This is a genomic window from Trueperaceae bacterium (assembly GCA_036381595.1).
In the GTDB taxonomy this organism is placed as follows: Bacteria; Deinococcota; Deinococci; order Deinococcales; family Trueperaceae; genus DASVCN01.
Genome location: DASVCN010000030.1, coordinates 17,468 through 38,820, shown reverse-complemented (window position 1 = coordinate 38,820; position 21,353 = coordinate 17,468). Strand labels below are relative to the sequence as shown.

Sequence of the window (21,353 nt, the reverse complement as noted above, 5' to 3'; positions counted from 1 at the left end):
TTTCGGTCGTTGCCTACATCCCCGTCGGCACCGGCGGCGGGGTGCGGGCCAGCCGCACCTGGTCGTCGCCCCGATCCGTCACGGTCACCGGCACGACCAGCCTTACCCGGTCCACAAGGCAGAGCGCCTCGGCCCCCTCACGGCAGTAGTAGATGTCCAGTTCGGCCGTCACCCGCGACTCGCCCCGGGTGAAGTGTGCGGGCACCATGAGGCTGAACGGGTATTCAGGGTGCGCTTCGATAGTCTCACGACTCGCCGGCTCCACCGTTACCGCCTCGCCCTCCACGCTCCAGGAGACGTGCAACGGTGCGAGGTCGTTCACCTTGTAGTCGCGTGGCAGGCTGATCTCGAGCAGGAGCTCGCCCGGTCCCTCCCGCACCCTCTGATCCTCCAGCGCCACGGTAGCGCCGAAGTACTCGGTCGACTCGGGTCCGGCCAGCAGCCCCTCGGCATCGGAGAGCTCCAGTGTGCTCACCTCGCCCGTCGAGAGGTCGGCGACCCGGATGGCATGGTTGTTGGCGTCGGCTATGTAGAGCGATCCGTTGGCTGCGCTTATCCCCGTGGGCTCGTAGAAGAGCGGATCGCTGCCGTCCCGCCAGCCTGGCTCGCCGCTCCCGAAGATGGTCGTGGCCGTGCGGCTGAGCGGGTCTATGCGCTTGATCTTGTTGTTGTAGGTGTCGGCCACGTAGAGCATCCGGTCGTGCCAGGCGACTCCCTCGGCGTGCTGGAGGAGCACCTCGTCGCCGCTACCGTCGACGTCACCGAAGTCGAAAAGCCCCGTGCCGACTATCGTATCGAGCTTCGAGTCCTCCTCGAGCCCGGCCCTCCTGATGGCGCTCGCCTCGCTGTCGGCGATGAAGAGGAGTTCGCCGTCGGTTGCCAGCCCGGTCGGCTGGTTCAGCGCCGACCCGCGCAGGGGTCCATCCGCCAGTGCTTCACGGCCGGAGCCGGCGTGCAGGTAGAGCATCTCCGTAGCGGGGTCGTATCGCCAGATCTGGTGTTGCCCCGCCATCGCGATGTAGAGCCGACCATCCAGCCAGAGGAGGTCCCAGGGCGAGTTGAGGCCGTGCTCGAGAGCCGGCGCCTCGAAGATGGCGAACATGTACTCCTGCTCGCCGGTGCCTGCAACGGTCGTCACCCGACCGCTCGTGAGGTCGACCCTGCGGATGGCGTGGTTGCCGGTATCGGCCACGTAGAGCACGTCGGGAGGGGCCAGGGCGAGGCCGTGCGGCCGCAAGAAGGCGGCTTCGCTCGAACTGCCGTCCCTGAAGCCGGGCTCGCCGCTGCCGATCACCGCGAGCACGGAACCCTCGAGGTCGGTGACGACGATGCGGTGGTGACTGGTGTCGGCTATGAAGAGCCGGTCGCTCCCCTCATGGGCCAGCACCTTGCTGGGGAACCGGAGCGGCGACCCGGGGAGTGAGGGCGCGGAGGCCGCCAGGTCCAGTGGGGCGGGGTCGAGCGTCCCGTTCGCATCGGCTCGCTCGACGAGTTCACTCAGGAGACCGTCGAAGGCAGTGAATACGCCTTCGCCCGCATGCCTGCCCACGACCCTGCCCTGAGGATCGATGAGGACCGAGCTGGGCCAGGCGTAGATCCGGTAGGCCTCCCAGATTTCGAAGTTGCGGTCGTTGACTATCGGGTGGTCGATACCGTACCGCTGGGCGAAGCGGGTGATGTTCTCGGTTCCACGTTCATGTTCGAACTTCGCCGAGTGAACGCCGAGGACCACGAGGGAGTCGCCGTACTCCTCCTCGAGAGCATGCAGATCGGGGATCACATGGATGCAGTTGATGCAGCCGTAGGTGAGGAAGTCGAGGAGGACGAACTTCCCGCGCAGGTCGGCGAGCTGCAGCGGACGCTCGCTGTTGATCCACTCCAGACCGGAGGGGAATTCAGGCGCAAGCGGTCCACCCTGAGCGCGCGGGCGCGGCGGTAGCAGCCACATGGCGACGACCAGAGCGATCGCTATGCAGATGGCGATCAGGAGCAGCGCCCGCCTGCCCGAGACGGCGCGGAGGTTCAGCGGAGACATGGAAGCCCTCCTCTTCAGGGTAGTGCAGCCGGCGGCTACTTCGTGGTCGTCTGGACTTCCTTCGGCGCCACATGCCGCATCGCGCTCGACTCGCAGAGCGGCTCGAAGGGGCAGCGGCGGCACTTCTCGTAGGCCGGACTCGCTTCGAATGCTCCCGCTTCGATCGCCCGGAGGATCTCGCCGAGGCGCGAGTGAGCAGAGTCGAGCTCGGCGGCCGAGTAGCCGACCAGTTCGGTGTCGCGCAGGTAGGCGACGAAGGCACGCTCGAGCCCCAGGGCGCGTGCGTAGACGGCGACCTGCAGCAGGTGCGACTCCCTGTCACGCGCTCCGGTCTTGTAGTCGAGCACGAAGTCGACCCCGACCGCGTCGGCGATCCCGTGGAGCCTTAGCCGGCTACCGTACTCGCCGCCGTCGATCACCAGCGGAAGTTCGCGCCGGACGATCGCGTCCCGGAGAGGGGCGAAGACGGGAGAGTTGCGGAAGGCCCGGGCGAAACCCAGTGCGCTCCGGACATGCTCGAGTTCGAGGCTCGGGTCGAGGCTGGCCAGTTCCCCCTCGTCTTCGATCGCGAACTGCAGGGCTCGGTGGGTCAGTTCGCCGATCCTGGCGGCCACGGCGGTGCCTGCCTCATGCCTGTCCCCTTCCGTCGATCCCGCCCACTCCGGTCCGCTCGTAGCCTGCCCGGCCCCCGGGTGCTGCAGGACCTGTTCGAAATAGAACCGTTGCGGACACTCCGCGAACGTCGACAGCGAAGTCACCGGTAGTTCGAACAGGCCGACGCCGGCCCCGCCCAGCACTCTCTCCCCCTGCTCGGCCGCGTTCTCCGGTCGCGGCGTCTTGGGCACGGCGTGGGCAGGGTCGAAGGGGATGAGGATCGGTTCGACTCCGGCGGCCTCGAGCCCCTCCTCGAGCGAAGCGAGACGACCGCCTTTCTCGTGGCTGCCGCTCAGCACGATCCGGTCGCGAGCGCGGGTGAGGGCCACGTAGAGGATGCGTAGTTCCTCCTCGGCCTCCCTGGCCTTGCGGCGGGCGTCGAGGATGGAGAAGAGGGCCGGTTCGACCTTCTCGCCCGAGTCGTCCTCGACCTCGAACGCCAAGCCGGCAGCGGCTTCGAAGAGGGTGGCGCTCCCCCTCGCGAAGGTGCCGGCGGTGACGTCAGGCACGACGACGATCGGCCATTCCAGCCCTTTCGCGTTGTGGACGCTCATCAGCGACACCGCGTCGCCGGCTTCCATCCCCGGCCGTGGAACCTTGACGTCGCTCAGCCCGGTGAGCAGGCGGAGTTCCCTCACCACCGTGAACACATCCTCCTGGCCCCGCTCGAGTTGTGCCACGAAATCGCAGAAGCCCCGCCAGTCGGCCAGTCGCCGCTGGCCCCCCGGCATGTTGCCGATGACCGCGGTGTAACCGGTGAGGTCGTCGGCCCGGCGCAGCAGCCGACTCGGCGCTTCCCGCCGCAAGGTCAGCAGAGCGTCCAGAGTCGAGGCGGCCACGCCGAGGCTCGCCGGGGAGAGTTCGCCCGGATCGTCGTTCCTCCCAGCGAGTGCGAACGGGTCGGAATCGCGCTGCCGTCCCGATCTGTGCTGCGCCAGCGTTCCCCACCAACTCGTCCCCGCCCCCCTCGCTTCGGCCGCCAGCTCCACCAGCTGCCGGTCCTCGAGCGCGAAGAAGGGGGAACGGAGAACGGCTGCGAGCGAGAGGTCGTCGGTCGGGTCGGCGAGGAAGCGCAGCAGGGCGAGGGCGTCCTTGACCTCCCGTTGGGCCAGCAGGTCGCCGCCGCCAGCATGGATGGTGGGGACGCCGCGGGCCGCCAGTTCCTCGGCGTACGGGGAGAGGGTGTCCCAGGTGCGGGCGAGGATGGCAATGTCGCCCGGCCGCACCGGCCTCAGTTCTCGGCTGGCCTTGTCGAACACCGGAGCGCCGTCGGCGATGAGCTCTGCGATCAACTCCCCGATGTGGTGCGCCTCGGCCCTCTGACGGAACTGCTTGAGGACCCGCCCCTCACTCACCACGAGACGCACGCTCAGATAAGGAGCGTCGCCCGGCCCATCTGTTCGCGCCCCGGCCAGAGGCTGGTGGAGTTCGGCGAGCGCCGGCTCGAAGACGGCGTTGAGGGGCGCCATCAGCTCGTGATGCGTCCTGAAGCTCGTGGAGAGCTCTATCGTCTCGCCACCCGCGCCGTCGATCGCTTCTCGCACCTGCCGGAACACGTCGATGTCGGCGCGGCGGAAGCCGTAGATCGACTGCTTCTCATCACCCACGACGGTCACGCGGGGTGCGGTTCGATGCCGCTCCGAGGTGGACGCGTCCGGGCCGATCGTGCCGGCCGCCTCGCGGTCGCCGCCGTACCGGCCGCCTGCGGCGAGCGGCATCCCGGTGAGCCGGGCAAGCAGTTCGGCCTGAACAGGGTTGGTGTCCTGGAACTCGTCCACCAGGAACGCCTTCCAGCGACTCCGGTAGAAGCCGCGCACAGTGGCGTCCTGGAGCGCCCGGAGGGCGTGCAGTTCGAGGTCGCTGAAGTCCAGGAGTCGCTCCTTGCGCTTGACCTCGGCGAGATGAGCGTCCACCAGCCGGTACGCCTGGGCGAGGGGTGGCAACAGTTCGCGCAGCCTGTCGTCGGCGGGCCCCAGCGCCAGCCCGAAGATGCGGCCGAAGCGGCGGTAGCAGTCGCGGACCACGCCGCAGGCCTCCTTGACGAGGGCGACCGCATCGCCCCAGGCCTTGGCGCTGCCCGGTCTCTTGCTGAGCCCATCCAGGATCGTGCAGACCTCGGTGGAGAAGTCGCCAGCTTCGATCCGGCGGACGGCTTCGAGGGCCTCCCGACGCTGGAGTTCGAGCTTGTCTCCCACCGGTCCCGCGTTAGCCTCGAGCGTAGCTACCGCCTCGCGCCACTGGCGCAGCTTCGTCATCCGGCGGCAGGCGATCTGCTTCTGGGCCTCGATGAGCTCGGGCCACTGGCGGGGATCGGCAGCGAGAGCGGTGCGGGCGGTGTAGGGATCGGCCAGCAGCGCCCGCAGAGAGTCCCTCAGGACGTCGAACGGCAGCGCCGATGCGAGCTCTTCGGGCAACGCCAGCAGAGCTTCGCGCAGGTGCCGTTCCAGCCACAACCGCTGGTTGAGTTCGTCCTGTACCGCGAAGTCCCAGGGCACTCCGGCGGCTTCAGGGTGCTCGCGGCAGATCCGGCCGGCGAGCGAGTGAAGGGTTCCGATCTGGGCGGCCTCGAGTTCACCGGCCAGGTGGCCGAGCTGGGGCAGTTGACGCAGGCGGGCGCGCACCCGGCCGCGCAGTTCCGCGGCAGCCGCTTCGGTGAAGGTGCCGGCGACGATCTCGAGGGGGCGTAGTCCGTGAGCCTCGAGGTGGTGGAGGTAGCGCTCGGTGAGCATGTGGGTCTTGCCGGTGCCGGCGCCGGCGGTGACGGCCACGCTTCCCGTCGCCTCGACGGCGCGCCGCTGCTGTTCGGTGAGGCTCACGGCCGGTGACGCTTCCTCTCGAGTCGGGGCCCTTTCCGACAGACCGGGTCGAGGGGGCAGTAGCGGCATGCGGCGCCGTCGATGTCGGGATCGACCGGATAGGCGCCTTCACGCCAGGCTCTCTTGACTCCCTCGGCGATCGTGTCGAGCTGCTCGTCGCTGGGCGTAGCCGCCCTGAGGTCTTCCGCTCTGCTCACCGAGAAGTAGCGGCTGCCGGCAACCGGCTCGTTCGGGGCGAGAGCGGCGCCTGCCACCTCGCGGTAGATGCTCAGTTGGAGGTCGACCTTGGGCCGACCATCTTCGTCCTTAGCCAGATTGGAGATGCTCGAGCCGCTCTTGTAGTCGAGCAGCTCGATGCCATCGGCCAGGGCGTCCATCCGGTCGACCCGGCCACGTACCGGGATGCCGCGCCAGCGGCCTTGGAATGGGCTCTCCAGCTCCAGAACCCTCGCGCCTTCGCGGATGAACCGTTCCGATGCGATCGCGCGCCGCAGCACCCTCAGGTGCTGGCTCCGCTCTAGGGGCCAGGTGGGCAGAGAGGTAAGCTGGAGCTCCTCCTCGGCCCTCTCGAACGCTTCGTCGAGTCGCGCCAGCGCCACCGCTCGCGGATCGGCGCCGGCCCAACCCGACCCCGCCGGCGACTCACCGCTGACCACTTCGTCCCAAGGCCCGCTCGCCCGCCCGCCCACATCCTCGCTCGCGGTTGCGTTCGCCCTCTCTCCGGTATCCGCATCGGGCTCTCGCCTCACGACCTCTGCGAACCCGCGGTCGGTTTCGATGACAGACTCCATGACACTCTGCAGCACCTCGTGGAAGAGTTTCCCGCGCAGTGAGGGTTCGAGGGAGTCGGCCGCTTCATCCGGCTCGTCGAGCCGCAGCACCCTTTCGCCGAAGAACCTGAAGGGGCAGCTCGCCAGTGAAACGAGCGCGGTCACGGCCAGCCCGCCAGGCGGCGGCAGGTAGGGGATGCCGACCATCCCGTCGTGACCATCGTAGGGAGCGTCGCTCTCGCGCCGCACCTCTACCTTGTAGGCGTGCCTCGCTCGCTCCAGCACCTCGTCGAACCGTTCTTCCCCGGTGAGCTCGGCCAGCCGCAACTCTCGATCGCTGCAGATGGCGGCCGGTGGAGGGTCCGTAGGCTCGACGCCCAGCCGGGCCAGGAAGGGACTCGGGAACGCCTCGCTTCGCCCCAGTAGCCTCGGGAGGCTGAGCGTCAGCGAGGTGCCGGCCGAGTGCAGGAGCGCCCAGAGCGACAGCTCTTCTCGGCGAGCCTCAGTGGCGACGTCCTCGACGGGGAAGCCTCCCGCCCCCAGCTCCTCACGTTCGAACGGGTCCAGGAGAGGGTCGGGCCGAACCGGGCTGGGGAGGATACCTTCTGCGGCCCCAACGACGAACAGGTGATCCACCGAAGCGCCGAACAGCGACAGCGGAGTGTGCAGTTCGACGCCGCCGCGGCCGGGTTGCGCCGGCACGGTGAGGAGATTGAGCAGTTCGGCGGCCTCGGCGATGAACTCCTCGAGCGTGACCTCGGCCGACCTGCCGGGCAGCGACCTGAGCTCTTCGAAGAAGATGGTTACGGCGCGGGCTTCGCGGGCCCAGGCGAGGGCGTTGCGGGGGGCGCCCAGGTCGCTCACGAGCGACTCGAGTCGCTCGATGAACTCCCGACGATCAGCGCTCGCCGGCCAGGCTTCGCCCAGGTAGGGCAACCGCGCGCGCCATGCTTCCCAGCCGCTCGTGTGCTCGCTGCGAACCTCGGCCCAGGTCTCACCGTCGAGGCCGTTCACCAGTGGGTGGGCCAGCACCCTCGCCGTCTCCTCGAACGGCAGGTGCGACTCGAGCGCCTCGAGCAGCTCCGCGAGCCAGGCGCCGAAGCGCGCCTGAGCGAGCGGGACCTGGTAGAGGACCCTCAACGGCACTCCGTACTCTTCGGCGACCGCGAGCAGGGTGGGCCCGTAGCTCTCCTCGTCACGAGCGACGATGGCGATGCGGCCGGGACTCACGCCTCTGCGGAGGAGCCGCTTGACGAGCGCGAGAGTCCCTCGCGACTCGGCCTCTAGATCGGGGTAGGCGTAACAGGCCAGGTTCGCCCTTCGGCTCTCACTCCGCCCAGTCAGGAACTCTTCGGCGAGCTTGACGCCCAGCGTGCCGGGTCCCTCGGCCCTCTCGGTTCCGGGCTGCTGCTCCTGCCTGGTGACCCATCCACGCGCCCTGAAGTCGGAGAGCGCCTCGAGATTCTCGGCGAAAAGCGGGGCGCCATCGGCGGGGAGCGGCAGCTGGATCGTGCTGCCCGGTGCGGCCACCGCATCGAGGAACGCCCGCTCGGCTGCCGGCAGGCGGGGGAAACCGCGTAGCTGGAGCCTGACCGGTTCCATCACGAGCTCCGAAGCGCGCCACAGCAGTTCGGCGGCGTCGATCAGACCCTCCTGGGCCAGGAGTCGCCGGTAGCTAACGGCGATGGCGGCGAGACGTTCGACCCTGCGGTTGCCGACCTGCCCGAGGGCATCGAGGTCGACCCCGGCTCGGAGCAGCTCGCGAAGGGTGGATTCGGCGGCGCGGGCGATGCCGCCGGGGTCGCTGCCCGCGCCCGAGCGGACGACCGCCAGCCTCAGCATCCTGTGCGCGACGACCTTCGGAGCGATCCTCACTCCTCGCGATCGGATAACTCCCTGCGCCAACCCCTCGAGCGACCGGTAGGGGACCCCGAGTGAGCGGGCGGCCTGACGGTTGGGGAGGATAAGCCCCTCGGCCTGCGGCGGGGGCTCGACCCCGAGCCGAGCCGAGGTTACGACGAAGCGCGCCGCCTCTCGGTCAACCATCTTCGCTTCGTGACCGGACCGGGTGGCGGGGGCGGCTCCTCACTCCGCCCAGCATACCCACGACCCTCGCTCGGCTCGCAGTGGAATGTTCTCATGCGGGCTCGGTCCCGGCGGTCCTCGCCGTCAGGCTACGGTCGCCCGCGGTGAACCCGCCTAGCGTCATAATGGGAGGCAGACGGGCAGCTCGAACCCGACCGCGAAGGGTGCAAGCGTATGAGTGCAGAAGGCGAGCAGCAACGCCGGCCCGGGGCGCCGGACGACAGCGACGGCAAGCGCCGGTTGCGGGCGATCAGCTACCCGGATCCCTACCTGGTCACCAAGCTGCCACTCGAAGGCACGGTGAACAGCGGAGTCATCAGGCTGGGGGAGAGGATGCTCCTCGGCTTCATCCATCGCCCCTACCCGGACGGCACTCGGGTAAGGGTGGTTTACGACGAGTGGCTTTTCGCCGAGCGCATCGAGGAGGGCTCGGGTGGTGCAGGGGGTGGACCCGGGGAGGCTTCTCCGGATGCCGGCGGTGGATCCGAGAGGCCTCGCAAGGGCAAGGGCGGGAGCGGGCGCAAGTCGAAGGCCAAGCGACCGACGGGACCGGATCGAGCCGAGTCGGAGGCAGGACCGGCCGACGCTACGGCCGCTCCTCCGAGCCGCCGCGAACCTCTAGGACGGGTGGCAGAGAAGCCGGGGGGTCAGATGGTGGAGGAGGCCGGTGAGCCTGCCCCTGCCGCGGCTCCTGCCACCGCCCGCCGGCCCGCCGACTTCCCGGACGACTTCAGCGACCCCCACCGTCCGGCGAGCGACGAGATAGGCGGCCCAGCCGACGCCTGGACCGATACCTTCGGCAGCGACGAGCGGGAAGCCTGAAGAGCCGAAGACCGGGCCCGGAGTCAACCCCTGGTCCTCGACAGCAGCCTGGCCAGCTCGAGCACCTCCCGCCATACCCCTTTGCCCTGTCCGGTCAGATCTTCCGGGGCGAGCTCGACACCTACGGGGTCGAGCGACGTCGCAGGCGGCGCCCGGTCCGGGTCGGCGGTAGCGGGAGGAGAGCGGCTGCCGACCGGTCCACTGCGCATCCCGTCCTTGGAGACCGCCCTGCTCGCCTGGGCGCTGGCGTTGGACACGAAAACGAGGTCGTGTCGAGCGCGGGTGAGGGCGACGAACTGGACGGCCGCTTCGCCTCGGAGCGATCGCGCGGTGCGAGCGTAGGGAGCAGGCATGAGCTCTGGGTAGAGGAGCAGGACACGGTCGGATTCCAGCCCCTTCGCCCGGTGGACGGTCGAGAGGATCACGGCACCCTCCTGCTGAGCGAACGTTTCCTCTATCCTCCGCTGGAGCTCCCGTAACCCCACTGCATCCCCGCTTCGAGGGTTCGCGAGCAGGAAACGGAGGCAGTCGACGAGGTCGCGTCGAGCCTCTACGAGCGGCTCGGCCCTCCTGCCCGCCAGGCGTTGCAGTCGTGCGGTTTCACGGGCTTCGAAGGCGTCCAGTTCGTCGCGGGGGTCCCGGCTCCTCCCAGCGACCGCCCGTTCACTCAACTCCAGCAGCTGCTTGCGCAGGTCCCGTCCCCGGACGAAGGCCCGAAGCCCGGCGCGGGCGAGTCGCAGACAGGTCTTCACCAGGGGGGCGTTGGCGCGACAGATGACCATGTCCCCCTCCCTCGCCCAATGTTCCAGCGCCCGGTCGGCGATCCAGAACACCCTGCCTTCGTTCGCGGAGGGGCCAGCTTCGATCTCCGGAGCGAGCAGGCGAGCCAGGGCCACGTGGGAGCGGGGGCAGCGGTAGGTGATGCTGAGCGGCAGGACCGTGGCCTTCGTCTCGGCGACTATCCGGTCCATCGCCTCGGAGTCGGCGCCGGCGAAACCGTAAATGCTCTGCCTGGGATCCCCTACGAACAGCAGCCTGCCGCCCGAGCGGGCGTCCACCAGACGTCGGGTGAAGGCAAGGGCGGCCGCGCTGTAATCCTGTGCCTCGTCGACGCAGACGAAGTCGAACCGGGGAGGATCGAGCTCCTGGGTGACGGGCAGGTAGAGCATGTCGGTGAAGTCGCAGATCCCCAGCTCGAGCGCCTCGTCGAGCCCCTGCTCGAGCACCTTCCACAGCAGTCTGTGGCTGGCCGGCTCCAGCTCCGGCTCGGGCGGCACGATGGCGTGGTGCTCGACGAGCGCGCGCAGGGCCCCGTCGTCACCCGGTTCGACAAGGTGGAGGCGGACGAGGCCCACCACCCTGTTCAGATACTCCTCGCATCCTGCAACCTGCTCGGGAGCGAGCCCCGACGATCCAGGCCGCTCCTTCAGGGCGCGCCGAAGGAGTCTCCGGTACTTCCCCTTCTCGACAGCCTGCATCCTCCTTCCGCTCGAGCGCAGCGAGCGTTCGACGGTAGAACGGCCGAGGCTGTGCACCGTCATGGCTGCCACCCAGGGCGGCAGTCTGCGGGCGAGTTCGGCGGCCGCTTCGCGGCCGAAAGCGAGGAAGCAAGCCCTCGAGGCCGGGTCGAGGTTCGACGCTACCGCTACCAACGTCGAGGTCTTGCCGGCGCCTGCGGTCGCCCGTACGACGCCGTTGCCCTGCCCACTGGTGACGAACTCGATTATCCGCTCCTGGTAGTGGCTGAGAGGGGGTCCGGCTGCCGGGGCGGGGGAGGGGAGGCTCACCTCGGGAGCAGCTTAGCCAGGCGGTTGGCGGACCGGTGCAGGTGCAACGTCAGGAGCCGCGGGGCTGTAGGCTTCTCTCGATGACGACAACAGGTTGCAAGCGCCTGCCCGTACTGGTCCCGCTGCTGCTCGCCTGGACCCTCTGCCTGGGTCAGCAGGCGCCGGGCAGCCGACACGAAGAGATGGTCGTCGACGCAGTTGCCCGCACCTACGAGCTGTATGTGCCGCCCGGTGCCGGGACAGAGGCCGGAGCCGCGGGACTTCCGCTCCTCGTCGTGCTGCACGGCCGGGGAGGTAGCGGTGCCGGCATCGCCGCGGCCAGCGGCTTCAACGAGCTTGCCCAGGCGGTCGTCGTCTATCCTGACGGACTGGGAGCCCAGTGGAACTACCTCGCCGGCATAGGCGCCAACCAGGGAGTGGACGATGTCCGGTTCCTGCACGCGCTGGTCGAGCGGATGAGCGACTCCTTGGCGATCGACCCCGATCGGGTCTACGTGGCGGGTTACTCGAATGGCGGTTTCATGGTCCAGCGGCTCGCCTGCGAGTCCGACTCACCCTTCCGGGCGTTCGCGAGCGTGGCGGGCGCGGGCTTCGAAGGCCTGCCGATGGCGTGCGAACAGGCGCGACCGCTGTCGATGATGCTTGTGCACGGGACCGCTGACCAGGTGGTTCCGTGGGCCGGCCAGACGGGTGTCTTCGGCGGCCGCGAGATCGTGTTGTCGGCCTCGGTGCCGCAGACGTTCGGCTTCTGGGCGAATCAGGCCGGTTGCGGAGGCGCCAGCGAGAGGAACACCGTCGAGCTGGACGGAACGAACGTCGAGCGGGTCGAGGTGTTGAAGGTGACCGACTGTCCTGCCGGGAACGAGGTGGTGCTCTACGCCCTCGTGGGAGGCGACCACGACTGGCTGCGGCTTGTGGGGAACGGCGAGGCTCGGATGGGCTTCGACGTCAGCCGCGAGATACTCGGGTTCTTCGGCGTAGAGCTTCGCTGACGGGAGCGCCGGGTCTCGGAACGGCGTCAGAGCGTCCCGAAATCCTCGACGTACCGGTTGGCGAGTTCGCCGAACAGGTTGCCCAGTTTCACCTCGCTGTCGACGCTCACCTCCCAACCTTCCTGGATCGTGTCGAAGACGGTGAGCATATGCAGCTCGATACTGTCGACGTCGTAGCCGTCGGTCTCGGAATCGAACGCCTCCTCGGTGACCGTGGCGACCACCGCGAGGACCGTCTTGTCGTCGTCGGCGATCCAGGCGTGGAGCAGCACGCCGGTGTTGTCCGCCAGCCAGCTCTGCATGGCGCTCTTCGCCCCGGCAGGGATGTCGAGCTTCTCCCAGACCTCTTCCATGCCGGTAGGGTAGAGCAGATCAGCCCGGCTGTGGGTACGGATGGCGTGGACGAGTCAGCCGGCTCGAGCTTCCCTTCCCACTGACCGGTAACCGCTCTAGACTGGCCCATGGTTCCCCGTTCACCTGGAGTGGTCGCACTCCTGTCGCTCACCCTTCTGGGCGCGGTAGTCGCCTGGTACCGGCAGCCAAGCTCGGAGCCCTCGGCCGGAGGGTGGATACGCCTGCAGGCCATGCCAACGCCGCGCTCCGAGATGCCCGCTGCCCTCCTCGGCGATACCATCTACGTGCCTGGCGGACTGGGCGCTTCCGGCCGGACCCTGAGCACCCTGGAGGCGTACGACGTCGACGCCGACGAGTGGCGGGTGCTCGAGCCGCTCCCGCTGCCGCTTCACCACACCGCTGCCGTGGGTGTTGGCGGGCGAGTTCTGGTGGCGGGCGGTTACACGGATCTCGAGTTCAGATCCGACAACTCAGCGGCCTGGGCGTTCGACCCGACCAGCGGAAGCTGGGAGCGCATCGCCGATATGCCCGCCCCGCGAGCCGCGCACGCCCTCGTCGAGATCGCCGGCCTCGTCTATGCCGTGGGCGGCGCCGGTCCCCGCAGCGAAGAGCTGTGGGCCTACGATCCCTCGGCCGACAGCTGGCGTACCGACCTGGCGGCGATGCCGACGCCCCGCGAGCACCTCACGGCAGTGGCGATCGATGGACTCCTCTACGCGATCGGGGGTCGAGTCGGACGCAGGAACCTGGCAGTCGTCGAGGTGTACGACCCGGCGACCGACAGCTGGACGTCGGCGCCGCCGGTCCCGACAGCGCGGAGCGGCCACGGCGCCGCCGTCGTCGCCGGCGAGATCCACGTGGCGGGCGGCGAAGACCTCGCGGCCGACGTCGCCCTCGACAGCCACGAGGTTTTCGACCCGGTCGCCGGTCAATGGCGGGTCGCGGTGCCTCTGCCCTCGCCCCGTCACGGCCTGGCGAGCGCAGGGGCAGGTGGGAGGTGGTACCTGATCGGCGGGGCCGAGGAGCCCGGAGCCCGGACCTTCGTCTCCTTGACCGACGCGGTTGCAGCCCTCCACGTCGACCCTTCGCGCTGAACTTTCCGCCACCTGTCCGCCACCCGTCCGCCCGGTGTGCGATCTCCACTTGCCTGCCGCAGCGCCATCTGCCTGCTGTCGCGATGGCGGCCGCCGGACATCACGTCCGCTCGTCGCCGCCTCCCAGCGACTCGGCCTCCAGGTCGTCCTCGCCGCTACCCGCCGGCGCCACGCAGACCCTGTTCTTGCCCGACCTCTTCGCCCGGTAGAGCTCCCGGTCGACGCTCCCCATGAGGGCAGAGGCATCCTCGCCGAGCCGCCCTTCGGCGACGCCGATGCTGACCGTTACCGTGCCTACGCCCAGACTGTCCCACGGGAACTCCACCACCGCGGCCCGCACCTTCTCCGCTACCTGGGCCGCTTCGGCCGCGGCGGTGTGGGGCAGGAGCAGGAGGAACTCCTCACCGCCAACCCGGGCGACGAGATCGGTCGAGCGGGTATGGGAAATCAGTATCTGGGCGAGTTGCACCAGGATCTGATCGCCCATCCCGTGCGAGAAGCGGTCGTTGATCGCCTTGAAATCGTCGACGTCGCACATGAGCAGGCTGAACCGCTCACCGTACCGTTCCAGCCTGGCGATCTCGTCCGCCATCCTCCGCTCCAGCTGCCTCCGGTTGAACAGCTTGGTGAGCGGGTCTTCCAGGCTGAGCCGTTCGAGCTCGGCGCTCTTCGCCTCGAGCTCGGCGTAGGCGACCTTCAACTGTTCGTTCACATCGCGCAGCAGCTTCCTGTCGCGCTTCGACTGCTTCACCTCGTTATGGAGCAGCAGAGCCTGCGTCTTGTTGGAGAAGAGTTCTCGGGCCGCGGCGGCGGCGAGCTCCTGGTGCCGGTGGTAGGCCTCGAGCGCCTCACGCCACCTCTCGGCGCCCTCCAGCGCCCTCGAGAGGCCCAGCAGCGCCTCGGCTTCGAGCTGTCGGTTCTCGTGCCGTACGGCCAGTCGGATGGTCTCGCGGTAGAGCCTCTCGGCCTCGCCGGGCGCACCCATGGCGAGGTGGAGGTTAGCCAGGGCCATGAGTGGTTCCTCTCGGAACGGCGAGGAGTCGGCCGGGCACAACTCGAGCGCCTCCATCAGCAGGTTCAGCGCCTCCTCGGTCCGGCCCAGCTTGCCCATCACGCGCGCCAGTTTCGTGAGGGCGGGAGGCAGGTAGATCGGGTCCTCTGTCTCCCTCGCCAGCACGACGCCCTCTTCATGGCGGGCGCGGGCGCCCTCGGTGTCGCCCAGCTCCTCGAGCGCCCGACCGATGTTCCCCAGCGCTATCACCCGATCCCGACCCGTGCCCGTCTCGTCGAACGCTCGTTTGGCCCGCTCGAAGAAGTCGAGGGCTCGTTCCGGGTCGCCCTGCAGCATGTAGATGTTGCCGATGTTGTTGAGCGGATGCCCGGTAGCGTCGAGGCCGGCTTTCTCGAGAACCTCGAGGCTGGCCAGGAGGTACTCCAACCCCTCCTCGTACGAGCCCAGGTGGGCGTAGGTGGTACCCGCCTGGTTGAGCACGGCCGCCTCCAGCTGAGGGTCCTCCGACTCCTTGCAGGCCTGGAGTCCGGCGTGGATGAACCTCAGCGCCTTCTCGTACTCCTGTGAGATGAAACAGACCCTGGACCGGAGCCGGAACACCTGTGCCAGCACCGACTGGCACTCCGGCAGGTCGCGAAGGACCTCTTCGGCGGCTGCGAGGACGCGCCGCGCTTCCGCCAGTTCACCGGTCTCCAGCTTGCAGGCGCCCACCGTCCGCAACGCCAGGCCAAGCTGCAGGCCATCCTCCAGCCTTCTCGCCTCGGCTGCCGCCTCTTCGGCCAATGCCAGGGCCTTGCGGGTGTCGGGGCCTACCTGCTGCCAGGCCTGTTCGTTCAGTTGAGCGATTCGGGCACTGGTCTTCAAGGCCTCGCTCCGTCTGCTGCCGTAAAACCGGCGGTCGTACCGGTCATTCCAGCTTACCGTGCCGCTCCCCCTGGCCACGAGGCGGGCCGAGCGGCCGTCGCCGGAACAGCCGCTAGAATGCTGCTGATGGCTACTATTCCAAGTTCCGCGCACGGGAGGGGTTCTGAGGTGAGCCGGATCGATCACTGCTTCCGCGGCGAGGAACGGGCGGTCTCGTGAAGCGGATGATCGTGGGCATAAGCGGCGCGTCGGGCGCGATCTACGGGATACGCGCACTGGAGGTCCTGCGGGATGCTGGGGTCGAGACCCACCTGATCCTGAGCAAGGGCGCGCGGGCGACGATCTCTCTCGAGACCAGCCTGCGGGTCGAAGAGGTCAAGTCGCTGGCCAGCTTCGTCCACTCGGAGCAGAACCTGGCGGCCTCGATCTCGAGCGGCTCGTTCCCCACCGACGGGATGCTGGTGGCCCCATGCAGCATCAAGACCCTCTCTGGCATCGCGAATTCGTACGCCGACAACCTGCTGACCAGGGCCGCCGATGTCGTCCTCAAGGAGGGGCGGAAGCTGGTGCTGATGGTCCGCGAGACCCCCCTCCACCGAGGCCACCTGCGCCTCATGAGCGAGGCGTGCGAGAACGGCGCGGTGATCATGCCGCCGGTGCCCGCCTTCTACCACCAACCCATCACGCTCGAGGACATCGTCGATCAGAGCGTGGGCAAGGCGCTCGATCAGTTCGGCATCGACGCCGGGCTGTTCCGGCGCTGGCAGGGGAGCGCCGGCAGAGAAGGCGCGAAGAGAACCCCGACCGGGGACGAGGAGTAGCCCGGCGTACCCCAGCCCAGGCGGCCCGCTCAGACTCCAGCCGCTTCGCTCCTGGCGAAGTGGCGCCGTCCCATGACCAGCAGGAGAACGGTTGCCGCGGTGGCGAGGGCGGCTATGGGGAACATCGCCCGGTAGCCGACGAGCTGGGCTAACAGGCCGAGCGCCAACGGGCCCACTACCTGCATGAAGCGGTTGGCGGTGAGGCGCACCCCGAAGACGGTGCCTCGTTGGGCGGCGCTCACCTCCTCCACGACGGTGACCATCGTCAGCGGTTGGGCGATGCCCAGCCCGATGCCCATCAGGACCGCGACCAGCAGCAGTACCCAGAGCGAGCCGTGGGCGATGGCCGCGAGGCCGAGCGCGCATACGGCCGTCATCGCCGTGAGGGTCCGCAAGCGCCCGCCCAGGGCGGCGATGATCCGCGGCATGAAGGGACGAACGACGATCGTGACCAGTGCGCGGAAGCTGATCACCGCCCCGATGAGGGTCGCCGGGTAGCTGAGCAGGTCGAGATAGGCAGGCAGGAACGAGGTGGAGCCCATCAGCGGGATCATCATCGTGCCGCTCACCAGCAGCGCGAGTTGAACCGAGGGGAACCTGAGCAGGTGACCCATCTGGGCCGGCGTGGGGAAGTGGTGCGGCTCGCGGTTGGCCGGCGACCCGGTCCGTCGCAGCCTGACAACCTGGACCACCGCGAGAGACGCGGCGATGCCCGAGAGGGCGAACGCCGCTTCGAAGCCGAGAAGGTCGACGGCGACCCCGGCGAGGAGCGGGCCTAACAGTTGCCCCACCGAGATGAACGTGCTGTACCAGCCGAAGTACTGCTCGCGCGTGCGGCCGCTGCCCAGGGTGGCAACGTAGCTCTGGGCGCCGATCACCGCTATCAGCTGGCCGAGGCCGTTGAAGACCTGGACGAGGCCCAGCGAGGCGAATCCGGGGAAGAGCGGGATCAGGAAGGGTGAGAGGCCCACCAGGAGGGTGCCAACGATGAGGATGCCGCGGGAACCGTAGCGGTCCACCAGCGAGCCCGCCGGCACCGCCAGGAGCAGCGGGAAGAAGAAGGCGGCCGAGATGACGACGCCGATGACGGCAGGCGAAGCGCCCAGTTCGAGGCTGTAGAGGGGCGCCAGCGGGATGATCATGGTGTGGCCGACGAACATCAGCAGGATGCCCGAGCAGAGGGTCCAGAACTGCCCGGAAGCAGCGTTTCCGGGCCCTCCCTGGGGCGCGTTCACGGCAGCCGCCCCCCGCTCCTCGACGGGATACGGTAGCTCACGGTTCGAGCAGCAGCTTGCCGGTGCTCGAGCGCGATTCCAGGTGGCGGTGCGCCTGGGCGGCATCGGCCAGCGGGTAGGTGCGGCCGATCGGAACGACGATCTCGCCGGCATCGAGGAGCCGGAACATCTGAGCGGCCGCCCCACGAACCTCGTCAGGCCTGTGCTTGCGGTAGTGACCGCTGGAGTAGCCGATGACGGTGCGGTTGCCGGAGTGCAGAGGTCCGCTGCTGACGGTGCCGTGGCCATCGGCGTTGCCGTAGACCACGATCCTCCCGAAAGGAGCGAGCAGCTCGAGCTCGGCGGCCAACCCCTCCCCGGCCACCGGATCGAGGATCAGGTCGAACTCTCCGGAGAGGCTCCTGAGCACCTCGGGGCCTCTGCCCACGGCAACTTCGTGGGCACCGTTCTCGAGAGCGACCGCGACCTTCTCCTCGCTGCCCACCACGCCAACGATCCTGCCCGCGCCGGAGCGTCGCGCCAGCTGCAGGACGACGCTGCCCACGCCCCCGGCGGCGCCGTGTACCAGCACCGATTCGCCCTCCTGCAGGTGCCCCTTGCCCAGCACGACGTTGTAGGCGGTCATCAGGACCACCACTCCTGCCGCCTTGCGCAGGTCGGCGCCTCGCGTCAGGGGGAAACAGAGTTCCGCTCGCGCCGTCACCACCTCGGCGTAGGCACCGCCATCGGTCGCGGCAGCCACCAGTTCGCCCGGCGCCAGCCCGGTCACGCCCTCGCCCACTGCGACGACCTCACCGGCGACGTCGAGGCCGGGGATGAAGGGGGGCGTGCCGGTGGTGTGGTGTCCTCCCCGCCGCGCCTTGACGTCGGCGAAGTTGACGCTCACGTAACGAGGACGGATGAGGACCTGCCCGGGCCGGGCGCTGGGCTCGGGCGCCTCGGTGAGCTCGAGCACTTCGGGCCCACCGAACTCCCTGACGATGACGGCTCGCATGGGGGCGCGGGGAGGAGGCCTAGGCCGCCGCCAACTCCAGCATCTCCGCGGCCAGATGGCGACCGATGGCGAGGGAGGCGGTGGCCGCGGGCGAAGGGGCGTTGAGCACGTGGAGCGCCCTCCTGGAAGAGATGATCACGAACTCGTCGACCAGCGAACCGTCGCGGTTGAGCGCCTGAGCCCGGACTCCTGCGCCATCTTTCACCACGTCCTCCTCACGCAGGCTCGGCACCAGCCGCTGCAGCGACTGAACGAAGGCGCGTTTGCTGAGCGAACGGTAGTACTCGAAGGCGGCCACCCGCCAATGCTTGCGAGCCAGCTGCCAGACTCCCGGGTAGCGCAGCGACTGCGCCAGCTCACGCGGTGCGATCCTGCCCCAGCCGTAGCCCTCGCGGGCGAAGGCGAATACGGCGTTGGGTCCGGCCTCGACCTCGCCTTTCACCGTGCTCGTGAGGTGGACGCCCAGGAACGGGAAGGCCGGATCGGGTACCGGGTAGATCATCCCTCGTACCAGCTCGCGCTTCTCGGGTCGGAGCCTGTAGTACTCGCCCCGGAACGGCACGACCTGTACGTCGGGCCGGTGACCGGCCATGCGGGCCACCTCATCGGAGTAGAGGCCAGCGCAGTTGATGAGGAAGCGGCTCCGGATCTCGCCGCTCGCGGTGGCGATCCGCAGCAGGCCCTCGGCCTCCCTGATCCCCGTCACCTCGCTGCCGAACTGGAAATGAGCGCCGCGCTCCCGCAGTATCTCGGCGTAGCGCCTGGCGATCGCTCCGTAGTCGACGATCGAGGTGTTGGGAGACCAGATCGCCTTGACGCCAGCCGCCTGGGGTTCGATCTCGCGAAGGCGCTCCGGCCCGATCATCTCGATCCCTGGGACGCCGTTCCGCGTACCCCGCTCGAAGAGGGTCTCGAGCCTGGGGAGCTCATCCTCATGGGTGGCGACGATGACCTTGCCGCAACGATCGTAGGGTAGTTCCTGCTCCTCGCAGAACTGCCGCAGCAGCTTCACCCCCTCAACGCAGAGGCGCGCCCTGAGGGTGCCCGGCCGGTAGTAGATGCCGGAGTGGACGACTCCGCTGTTGTGTCCGGTCTGGTGCCTGGCGACGTCAGCTTCCTTCTCGATGACGACGATCGACAGTTCCGGCGAACGTTCCGAGATGGCCAGGCCGGTGGCGAGGCCAACGATTCCGCCACCGACGATGGCGAGGTCGAAATCCGCTTTGAGCAACCTTTACCTCCACACTTCCGGCCTCAGAGTGTCACGGCGCCGGGCTGGCGCTGGTGACGCCTGGCGCTCACTCCTCTTCCGTCTCGACTCCGAACTCGCGGTTGTGCTGACCCAGCGCCGGCGGAGGCTCCGGGGCGCGCCGCCCGGAACGGCTGTAGCGCACCGGCGAGCCGGGCAACCGGAGCCTCCCCAGGACCGGATGTTCGACCTCGTCCACCAGGTCCAGGTGAGCTACCTGGGGAGAGGCGTACGCTTCGTCGATGGTGAGGATCCTGCCGGCCGGGATGCCCGCCGCGTCCAGCCTCTCCATCCACTCGTCTACGGTCGCCGATCGGAGGGCCGGCGCCATCGCCTCCTCCAACTCGGAAACCCGGGCTACCCGGTCACGGTTCGTCGCGAAGCGCTCGTCCGAAGGGTCGAGCCGTACCAGCGGGGCGAATCGTTGCCAGAGCCCTTCCGACCCGACCGCGATGTTCAGGTGGCCGTCGCTTACCTCGAAGGTGCCGTACGGCTGGATGAGGGGGTGCCTGTTCCCCTCGGGGCGGGGCACCTCGCCGGCCAGCAGCCAGCGGGTGCCCTGGAAGGTGTGGATAGCGATCATGCCGCCCAGGAGCGAGGTGGTGACGCGTTGGCCGCGTCCGCTCCGGTTCCGCTCCACCAGGGCGCTGACCACTCCGTAGGCGCCGAACATGCCCGCCAGGATGTCTCCCATCGGCACACCCACCTTCGTTGGCGGGCCCCCGACCGGACCGGTGAAACTCATCAGGCCGCTCTCGCCCTGGACGATCTGGTCGAAGCCGGGCCTGTGACCGTGCGGTCCGCCCTCGCCGAAACCCGTAATCGAGAGGAGCACCAGCCGTGGATTGAGCTCCTCGAGCTCCGCCTCGCCCAGCCCCAGTCGCTCCATCACTCCGGGGCGGAAGTTCTCCACCAGCACGTCGGCGCGGGCGATGAGCTCCTTGAGCTTGGCGCGAGCCACCTCCTCCTTCAGGTCGAGGGTGATCGAGCGCTTGCTGCGGTTGAGGGAGAGGAAGTAGGCCGACTCCTGCGCCTCTCCGTCACCAACGAACGGTGGGCCCCAGTGACGCGAGTCGTCGCCCTTGCCGGGACGTTCGACCTTGATCACCTCGGCGCCGCCGTCTGCCAGCATCTGCGTCGCGTACGGTCCTGCCAGCGCTCTGGTCAGGTCGACGACCCTGATCCCGGTGAGGGGTCCGCCCGGCCCGTTCACGCGGACCCGTTCTCGAGCGCCTGGCGGTGGAGCTTCGCCTTCTGCCGGTACGACTCGGCGATCCGGTCGATGAGGGCGCGCTCCTCGTCGGTGACGTCGCGGACTATCCGCCCGGGCACTCCCGCCACCAGGGCCCCGGCCGGGATGACGCTGTTCTCCCTTACGAGTGCGCCGGCGGCTATGAGGGCGTAGCTGCCTATCTTGCAGCCGTTGAGGATGGTGGCGCGCATGCCGATGAGCACGTGATCGTCCACCCTGCTCCCGTGGACGACGGCGCCATGACCGAGCGAGACCTCGCGTCCCAGGATCAGCGGGTGGCCCGGGTCGGTATGGAGTATCGACCCGTCCTGGACGTTGCACCGCTCACCCAGCTCGATCTCCTCGTTGTCCCCGCGTAGGACGCTGCCGTACCAGACGCTCGAGCCTGCGGCCAAGGTGACCTTGCCGATCAGGGTTGAGAAGGGGGCGACGAAGGCGTCTCCGGACAGACGTGGCGAGTGGCCGTGGTAGTCGAGCAGCAGCGGGCTCGCTGCCGCTGGGTCGGTTCTCATCGCGC

Annotated in this window: 15 protein-coding genes; 4 read left to right on the top strand and 11 right to left on the bottom strand. The window is 68.8% G+C overall.

Annotated features, from left to right (window positions below):
• Positions 1-13: 13 nt before the first annotated feature.
• From VF168_11255 to VF168_11245, 3 genes are read right to left on the bottom strand one after another with little or no spacing between them, the layout of a single operon-like run.
• Entirely contained in the window at positions 14-2,035 is a 2,022-nt protein-coding gene (locus tag VF168_11255) for a thioredoxin-like domain-containing protein (protein HEX7004749.1), read from the bottom strand.
• 35 nt (positions 2,036-2,070) lie between these two features.
• Positions 2,071-5,505, bottom strand: a complete 3,435-nt coding sequence (locus VF168_11250) for a UvrD-helicase domain-containing protein (protein ID HEX7004748.1) — start codon at positions 5,503-5,505, stop codon at positions 2,071-2,073.
• Positions 5,502-8,321, bottom strand: a complete 2,820-nt coding sequence (locus VF168_11245; GenBank protein ID HEX7004747.1) for a PD-(D/E)XK nuclease family protein — start codon at positions 8,319-8,321, stop codon at positions 5,502-5,504. The genes VF168_11250 and VF168_11245 overlap by 4 nt, the downstream gene beginning before the upstream one ends.
• Before the next feature lie 213 nt (positions 8,322-8,534).
• On the opposite strand from VF168_11245, the gene VF168_11240 reads away from it, so the two are divergent.
• Positions 8,535-9,182 (top strand): hypothetical protein, encoded by a 648-nt coding sequence (locus VF168_11240; GenBank protein HEX7004746.1) that lies wholly within the window; start codon positions 8,535-8,537, stop codon positions 9,180-9,182.
• A 23-nt stretch (positions 9,183-9,205) separates the two neighbouring features.
• Here VF168_11240 and VF168_11235 read toward each other — a convergent pair whose 3' ends face one another.
• Positions 9,206-10,969 carry a UvrD-helicase domain-containing protein gene (locus VF168_11235; protein HEX7004745.1) on the bottom strand — a complete coding sequence of 588 codons (1,764 nt, stop codon included), beginning with the start codon at positions 10,967-10,969 and terminating at the stop codon, positions 9,206-9,208.
• 80 nt (positions 10,970-11,049) lie between these two features.
• Between VF168_11235 and VF168_11230 the strand changes: the two genes are divergently transcribed.
• The gene (locus VF168_11230; GenBank protein ID HEX7004744.1) at positions 11,050-11,961 is read left to right on the top strand and encodes a PHB depolymerase family esterase; all 912 of its coding nucleotides are present in this window, start codon (positions 11,050-11,052) and stop codon (positions 11,959-11,961) included.
• A gap of 26 nt (positions 11,962-11,987) precedes the next feature.
• Here the strand turns inward: VF168_11230 and VF168_11225 are convergent, their stop codons facing one another.
• The gene (locus tag VF168_11225; GenBank protein ID HEX7004743.1) at positions 11,988-12,314 is read right to left on the bottom strand and encodes a hypothetical protein; all 327 of its coding nucleotides are present in this window, start codon (positions 12,312-12,314) and stop codon (positions 11,988-11,990) included.
• Positions 12,315-12,422: 108 nt separating this feature from the next.
• Between VF168_11225 and VF168_11220 the strand changes: the two genes are divergently transcribed.
• Positions 12,423-13,409: a kelch repeat-containing protein gene (locus VF168_11220; GenBank protein HEX7004742.1), complete on the top strand. Its 987-nt coding sequence runs from the start codon at positions 12,423-12,425 to the stop codon at positions 13,407-13,409.
• Between the two features lie 100 nt (positions 13,410-13,509).
• Here VF168_11220 and VF168_11215 read toward each other — a convergent pair whose 3' ends face one another.
• Positions 13,510-15,285, bottom strand: coding sequence for a diguanylate cyclase (locus tag VF168_11215; protein ID HEX7004741.1), 1,776 nt, complete (start codon positions 15,283-15,285; stop codon positions 13,510-13,512).
• A gap of 224 nt (positions 15,286-15,509) precedes the next feature.
• On the opposite strand from VF168_11215, the gene VF168_11210 reads away from it, so the two are divergent.
• Positions 15,510-16,106, top strand: a complete 597-nt coding sequence (locus tag VF168_11210) for a UbiX family flavin prenyltransferase (GenBank protein HEX7004740.1) — start codon at positions 15,510-15,512, stop codon at positions 16,104-16,106.
• A gap of 29 nt (positions 16,107-16,135) precedes the next feature.
• Here VF168_11210 and VF168_11205 read toward each other — a convergent pair whose 3' ends face one another.
• From VF168_11205 to VF168_11185, 5 genes are all read right to left on the bottom strand, one after another.
• Positions 16,136-17,341, bottom strand: coding sequence for an MFS transporter (locus tag VF168_11205; GenBank protein ID HEX7004739.1), 1,206 nt, complete (start codon positions 17,339-17,341; stop codon positions 16,136-16,138).
• 37 nt (positions 17,342-17,378) lie between these two features.
• Entirely contained in the window at positions 17,379-18,335 is a 957-nt protein-coding gene (locus tag VF168_11200; GenBank protein ID HEX7004738.1) for a zinc-binding dehydrogenase, read from the bottom strand.
• Between the two features lie 19 nt (positions 18,336-18,354).
• A complete protein-coding gene (lhgO, locus tag VF168_11195; GenBank protein ID HEX7004737.1) occupies positions 18,355-19,566 on the bottom strand; it encodes an L-2-hydroxyglutarate oxidase in 1,212 nt (403 codons plus the stop codon).
• A gap of 67 nt (positions 19,567-19,633) precedes the next feature.
• On the bottom strand, positions 19,634-20,797 hold the full coding sequence (locus VF168_11190) for a CoA transferase (protein HEX7004736.1): 1,164 nt from the start codon (positions 20,795-20,797) through the stop codon (positions 19,634-19,636).
• Positions 20,794-21,348 carry a gamma carbonic anhydrase family protein gene (locus VF168_11185; protein HEX7004735.1) on the bottom strand — a complete coding sequence of 185 codons (555 nt, stop codon included), beginning with the start codon at positions 21,346-21,348 and terminating at the stop codon, positions 20,794-20,796. Before VF168_11185 ends, VF168_11190 begins: the two co-directional genes overlap by 4 nt.
• Between the last annotated feature and the right edge of the window lie 5 nt (positions 21,349-21,353).

Coding starts and splice junctions, on each gene's coding strand:
- VF168_11255 (HEX7004749.1), bottom strand. CDS start 2,035: ATGTCTCCGCTGAACCTCCGCGCCGTCTCGGGCAGGCGGGCGCTGCTC.
- VF168_11200 (HEX7004738.1), bottom strand. CDS start 18,335: ATGCGAGCCGTCATCGTCAGGGAGTTCGGTGGGCCCGAAGTGCTCGAG.
- VF168_11185 (HEX7004735.1), bottom strand. CDS start 21,348: ATGAGAACCGACCCAGCGGCAGCGAGCCCGCTGCTGCTCGACTACCAC.
- VF168_11240 (HEX7004746.1), top strand. CDS start 8,535: ATGAGTGCAGAAGGCGAGCAGCAACGCCGGCCCGGGGCGCCGGACGAC.
- VF168_11220 (HEX7004742.1), top strand. CDS start 12,423: ATGGTTCCCCGTTCACCTGGAGTGGTCGCACTCCTGTCGCTCACCCTT.
- VF168_11225 (HEX7004743.1), bottom strand. CDS start 12,314: ATGGAAGAGGTCTGGGAGAAGCTCGACATCCCTGCCGGGGCGAAGAGC.
- VF168_11230 (HEX7004744.1), top strand. CDS start 11,050: ATGACGACAACAGGTTGCAAGCGCCTGCCCGTACTGGTCCCGCTGCTG.
- VF168_11245 (HEX7004747.1), bottom strand. CDS start 8,321: ATGGTTGACCGAGAGGCGGCGCGCTTCGTCGTAACCTCGGCTCGGCTC.
- VF168_11210 (HEX7004740.1), top strand. CDS start 15,510: ATGATCGTGGGCATAAGCGGCGCGTCGGGCGCGATCTACGGGATACGC.